Annotated in this window: 4 protein-coding genes and 3 pseudogenes; all 7 read right to left on the bottom strand. The window is 46.5% G+C overall.

What is annotated here, in order from left to right:
* A pseudogene (locus tag ACXAD8_RS23055) lies at positions 1-531 on the bottom strand (ABC transporter permease subunit); the annotation flags it as partial.
* A 44-nt stretch (positions 532-575) separates the two neighbouring features.
* Positions 576-1,611 (bottom strand): annotated as a pseudogene (locus tag ACXAD8_RS23050) (extracellular solute-binding protein).
* A gap of 9 nt (positions 1,612-1,620) precedes the next feature.
* Positions 1,621-2,430, bottom strand: a complete 810-nt coding sequence (locus ACXAD8_RS23045) for a hypothetical protein (RefSeq protein WP_474802966.1) — start codon at positions 2,428-2,430, stop codon at positions 1,621-1,623.
* A gap of 341 nt (positions 2,431-2,771) precedes the next feature.
* Positions 2,772-3,245 (bottom strand): redoxin family protein, encoded by a 474-nt coding sequence (locus ACXAD8_RS23040; RefSeq protein WP_474802968.1) that lies wholly within the window; start codon positions 3,243-3,245, stop codon positions 2,772-2,774.
* Position 3,246: 1 nt separating this feature from the next.
* Positions 3,247-3,450 (bottom strand): class I SAM-dependent methyltransferase, encoded by a 204-nt coding sequence (locus ACXAD8_RS23035; protein WP_475233106.1) that lies wholly within the window; start codon positions 3,448-3,450, stop codon positions 3,247-3,249.
* Complete coding sequence (locus ACXAD8_RS23030) at positions 3,419-3,895, bottom strand: class I SAM-dependent methyltransferase (protein WP_475233104.1); 477 nt, start codon at positions 3,893-3,895, stop codon at positions 3,419-3,421. Before ACXAD8_RS23030 ends, ACXAD8_RS23035 begins: the two co-directional genes overlap by 32 nt.
* A gap of 147 nt (positions 3,896-4,042) precedes the next feature.
* Positions 4,043-5,190, bottom strand: a pseudogene (locus ACXAD8_RS23025) (ATP-dependent DNA helicase RecG); the annotation flags it as partial.

The following is a 5,190-nucleotide window of genomic DNA, read 5'->3' as shown; positions in this document are numbered from 1 at the left end:
AAGGTTAATCCATTCCCTCCGATAGATGAAACCAGCACCTGACTACCGCGCGGTAGCACCACACGCCATAAGCTAGCACCTAACGACAGACCTAGCGTACGCGCCGCGTTAACTAAGTCTGCATCTAAACTCAACAGGCTCGAGCGTGTTGTCATCATTACAAAGGGATAGGTGTATAGGCTCATGACCAACGCCGAGCCCCACAAGCCGCTAATAGGGGGTGTGCTAATTCCTAGAACGTTTTCAATCTCTCCGCCAATACCAAATGAGAAGTACATGGCGAATGCGCCAATATAGCTAGGCAACGCCAGTGGCGCAGCAAGAAGTAGAATCACCCGAGAAGCGCTTGAACGGCGGCTTGCACATAGGCGGTTAAAAAGGCAAGCGGTACGCCAATCAGCACCGAACCAATGATGGTGAGCACTTACCAATCAGATGAGTATTGCCTAGTACACGAAGGTTATGGGTATCGAAAAGCTGGGCACTATCTTGAGCTAAAGAAAACAAAACGCCGACGGGCAATAAAGCCATCAGCGCAATAAGTAGTGCCAGTGGATACGACTTTGGCCAGTTTGTCACAGTACGCCAGCTTCCCTCATAAGGTTAAGTGTTGGGCGTAAATCAGCCAGTTTACGAAGATCCATTTCAGGTGGCGAAAGCGTGCTTAAATCCGCCAAGCCTTGTGGTGGTTCAACCCCTTGAACCAAAGGTATTTCATATGCCTCGCGAGCAAGGTAAGACTGTACTTCGTGCGACAGCAGATACCGGATAAAGTTAACCGGTAAGTCACCGTCGCTTAATGCCGCAATGCCAGACGCATTAACCAAGCAACCTGCATCGCCTTTGCTGTAAGCAAGGGCCACATTTGCGTTTGGTTTACCCGATTTAAGGCGAAGAGTGTAGTAGTGATTTGCAAAGCCAATATCTACTTCGCCACGTTCAACGCCCATCACTACACCAAGTTCACCCGCATACTTTTTCGAATGCTTGTTAATGCCTTTAAGCCATGATTTAGTGGCTTTATCGCCTTCCAAAATACGCATGGCGGTGACGAAAGACTGAAATGATGAATAAGCCGGTGCCCAGCCCACTTTCAAATCGCTATCGGCTAACGCCATCACGCTTTCCGGGATTTGTTCGGGCTTAACGCCGCTCTGTGTTATACGGCAGTGTACGCACACGCCCAGTTACCGGTGACCAGCTAGGGTACTGAAAATCTTCGCGAAGCTGCGAACGCAAGTCATCAGGCAATGGCTTTGCAGCGCCAGCATCAGTAACAACGCCAATAGAACCGGTGTCTACAGCCCAAAACAAATCAGCGCGTTTAACGCCCGCTCTTGTTTCAGCAACAATGGTATTTGCCAGTGCTGCTGAGCCGCCGCGTCTAACTTTTAGGTTCAACTTGGGGTTGCGCTTTTCAATGGCTTTTAGAACATTCTCATACAGACCGCCTTCGCCACGCCCTAAATAGAGTGTGAGATCACCTTCTAATTTAGGTAAAGACTCAACTGACACACTGCCAGTTTGGGTCATAGCGAGGGCAAAACTAAACGGCAAACCAGTTAATGCACCGGCTGCAGCTAAGCCTTGTAAGAATGTTCTACGTTGCATACCCCTTCCTTAAAATACGTCTTTACGACTTTGTTCTACTTCAACTAGCAGTGTACGAGCGCGATCAAGTTTAGCCTGCATAGACTCTACTACTTTGCGTACTGCATCTACGCCAGTATCTTTCGAAATGGCTTGCGGAAGCGTTACGTTAAAATCTTTTTCTAGATCTTCAACCAAGGCTGCGTCTTTTGCAATCAAGTCACCCTCTACACCTTCAAAACGTTGAAGGTAGGTGTCGTGCACTAGTGTTGTTGCAACCTCGTGAAGCTGCTCTGCATATTTAGCAACAACGCGATCAAGACGTGTTTTGATATCGTCGATAACTTCAGGCCCTGTAGTCGGCTCTTTTTCAGTGGTTTGAACCTTGCCTACCAGACCTTTCTTCTGATATTGAGACGCAAGTTTAACTGCGCCTAGCGCCTGCCACAAGGCATGATTTAGCTTCTCTTGCTCTACGCGCACGTCAGAAACTGGCTTACCTTCATCAATAGCTACCTTTACACCATAAATACCTTGCCAAATAGAAGCATAGATAGGCACGTACTGGGTTTCGATAGCTGAGTGGAAGTCTACTTCTTCCCAATACTCAATTAGCGCGTCGGTTTTAAGCGATTTATCTTTTGCTTCATACGCATCAACAACACTGCCAAATTTACTTTCTAACCAATGTACTTCTTCGGTGTATTCACCAATATGCGCATGCAAGTTGTTTACGTGATCACCAATGGCACCGTTAGCAAGCGCCTGTGAAGAAAACATCGAAAAAGTAACGGCCGAAGCCATTACTAAAGCACTTATTTTTTTCAGTGTTATTGTCATATTTTTTCCTAAAACGTTTGTCTTTTTTCGCAAATGATACTTATTATCATTAATCAAGTAAAGGTAACTAAACGAGGCTACACGCTAAGTAACGCAGTACATGAACCTTTAATTTCACTGCATTTTCAACGCACAATGATGCAATTAAGTTCATTAACCCTCGCTGAACACTTTGATATTCAACGCAATTTGCAAAACGCTAGATCATAATTGGGTTACATTTTAATGAAAATAGCGACCAAGTATACGCATATATAAATTAATGAATATTCACAAAAGACTAAACGAAAAAAGCCCGCAACAATTGTTGCGGGCTTTGAGTATTTAACGCCTTTTAAAAATTAAAGGCTATCTAACATGGTTTGGGCATCGCTTACATCGAAACGACCAGGGTCTTCAACGTTTAGCTTTTTAACTTCGCCATCTTCTACAAGCATAGAATAACGAAGCGAACGTAAGCCACCGAAGTTACCTGTACTCATGTCTAAGCCAATTTGCTTGGTAAAGAAACCATTGCCGTCGGCTAGCATGGTAATTTCTTCTGCATTGTTTGCTTTACCCCACGCATCCATAACGAATGCATCGTTCACACTTAGGCAAATAATATTATCAACACCTTTTGCCTTAAGCTTATCAGCAAGCGCTACATAGCCTGGCAAATGTGCTTGTGAGCAAGTAGGTGTAAAAGCGCCGGGTACAGCGAATAGTACAACGCGCTTTTCTGAAAACAGTTCGTTCGTTCCTGGGTTAGTTATTTCGCCATTTACTAAAAGGCTAAAATCTACTTCAGGCAAAGTGCCCCCAACTTGTATCATGCTACTCTCCTAGATTTTTTTGACACAAATACACATCAAATCTGTGTTTTTTGCTTTCAATAGCCATTGATGCTTTTATTCCTGCCAGCACATCTGCACTGTTTGGGCGTTTAACCACTACCCGGTGCGTAGCTAGCTCTAGTGCTGGCGGTAACAGCGCATCTGCGTCTGGGTCATGACCAAGCAGTTGCTGAAACAGCCGCATTTCCTTTTTCACCAAGGCTGACTTCTTTTTTATGTGGGAACATGGGGTCTAGGTAAATAGCGTTCACATTCTCACCAGTGAAGTATTGCATTACCTCAGCGCTATTTCCATGTTGAAGCGACATTTTAGCTGCAAGTTCTGGAAAACTAAGTGCTAATCTGCGAATACCATCTTCAAGTAAGGCGGCAACCACAGGCGATCGCTCTATCATTGTGACCTTGCAGCCAACGCTTACCAAAACAAAGGCATCACGACCTAGCCCAGGCGTTGCATCTACCACATGCCACGCTTCATTACCTTTAAGGCCAATGGCTTTAACAATAGGCTCTTTGCGCCCGCCACCGTGCTGTTTGCGATACAAACTAGCTGGCGAAGCAAAATCTACCTCTACAGGGTTCACTTTTTTCTCGCCAGCGTCAGCAAGACCCAGCACACCATTTTGCACCTGTCAAGTACAGAGCCTTCGACGGGCTTTTCACTGCTACTAACAACGGGAAAGCCCCATTTTTCGCTAATTGCGCTAATTAGCCCAGCGTCTTCGCTATTTGCGTTAGCGCTGTTTCCGTCATCGCAACTAATTAAAGGCACACTATTAAGCATGACCGTACTGCTCCTTATGCCCTATCCATCTATTGATGATTGCTTGAGCGTGAGACGGATATTTATCCCAAAGGGTATAGGCAATCTCTTGAACTTTTGGAATAAGCGCAGCGTCGCGAACCAAATCTGCTATTTTAAGCTCCGCCATTCCGGTTTGCTTGGTACCCATAAATTCACCCGGGCCACGAATTTCCAAATCGCGCTGTGCAATATAAAAGCCGTCGTTAGACTCGCGTAATACGCCTAGGCGCTGAGTGGCAGTTTTGGATAGTGGGCTTTGGTACATAAGTACACACTGACTTTCTACCGCACCACGCCCTACTCGGCCACGTAATTGGTGAAGCTGTGCTAAACCCAAACGTTCGGGGTTTTCAATAATCATAATACTGGCGTTAGGCACGTCTACGCCTACCTCAATAACCGTAGTTGCCACTAATAAGTCTAGCTTGCCATCTTTAAAATCAGCCATAACCTGCGCTTTTTCAGCAGGTTTTAAGCGCCCGTGTACCAAGCCAACGTGTAAGTCTGGCAACGCTGTACGCAGGGTAACCGCAGCATCTTCAGCGGCCTGACACTCCAACACTTCCGACTCATCAATAAGTGTACATACCCAATAGGCTTGTCGACCGTTGTCTTTACAGGCCTGACGCACTCGCTCTATCACATCGGCCCTGCGTGTATCTGGTAGCACAACAGTTTGTCACCGGTGTTCTGCCCGGCGGCAGTTCATCTATGACCGAGGTGTCTAAATCGGCATAGGCTGTCATGGCCAGCGTTCTTGGAATAGGCGTAGCCGTCATGATCAGCTGATGAGGATAGCGACCTTGCTGTTCACCCTTATCACGAAGGGCCAAGCGCTGATGTACACCAAAGCGGTGCTGCTCATCCACAATAACCAACGCTAGCTGCTGGTAGTTCACGCTTTCCTGGAAAATAGCGTGAGTACCCACCAACATTTGAATATCGCCAGCTTCTAAGCGAGCTAAAACTTCATTGCGGGCTTTACCCTTTAGCTTTCCAGCAAGCCAGCCAACTTCAATACCTAGTGGTTCTAACCAGCCTCGAAAGTTATCCGCGTGTTGTTCAGCCAATAGCTCAGTGGGGGCCATTAACGCCACCTGGTGGCCAGCCCCAATGGCC

Source organism: Planctobacterium sp. AWH2_060 (genome assembly GCF_056158425.1).
Note: the sequence above shows the minus strand (reverse complement) of the source record. Positions and strands in the feature narration are given on the sequence as shown.

What these genes read in the sequence shown, in the direction of transcription:
- ACXAD8_RS23045 (WP_474802966.1), bottom strand. Translation starts at nt 2,430, where the DNA reads ATGACAATAACACTGAAAAAAATAAGTGCTTTAGTAATGGCTTCGGCC.
- ACXAD8_RS23040 (WP_474802968.1), bottom strand. Translation starts at nt 3,245, where the DNA reads ATGATACAAGTTGGGGGCACTTTGCCTGAAGTAGATTTTAGCCTTTTA.
- ACXAD8_RS23035 (WP_475233106.1), bottom strand. Translation starts at nt 3,450, where the DNA reads ATGCGGCTGTTTCAGCAACTGCTTGGTCATGACCCAGACGCAGATGCG.